This is a genomic window from Neisseria sp. P0021.S007, from assembly GCF_051956855.1.
The window spans coordinates 1-445 of sequence record NZ_JBQCXA010001701.1 but is presented as its reverse complement, the minus strand read 5'-3'; the positions used below and the strand labels follow the sequence as shown (position 1 = coordinate 445).

General features: G+C 41.1%; 1 pseudogene. It reads left to right on the top strand.

Annotation, left to right across the window (positions count from 1 at the left end):
* Window positions 1-445: pseudogene (locus ACTHUR_RS20995) on the top strand (PilC family type IV pilus tip adhesin); the annotation flags it as partial.

Sequence of the window (445 nt, the reverse complement as noted above, 5' to 3'; positions counted from 1 at the left end):
GTAGTACATTTAACTGGGCATTGCAGACTTTAAATAATAGCGGTGGGAGCGATACTCCTGATGACAAAGGATTTACCATACCGGCAACTGAGATTGCCAAGAGGGTAAAAAGTATTAAGGCCAAAGGAGGTACGCCGACTACCTCGCGTTATTTCGAGTTGGTCAGTCAAATTGTGATGCCGAATGTGAAATACCGTTGCCAGAAATCATATGTGGTTTTGATGTCTGACGGTGATGCCAATTTTAGCTGTAGTTTGGAGGATAGAGGATACAAATGGCCTAAGTCTGATTTTAAATATGGGGATTTAAGCCGCTATTCGGATTATTATGGACGAAATATTTCTCTGGAAGAACCAAAGTATAGAGAAGCATATAATTATTTTGGGTATAGGCAGGCAGGTTATTGTCGGAATGAGAAATTGGGGGCATATGATACCTCTTGGGA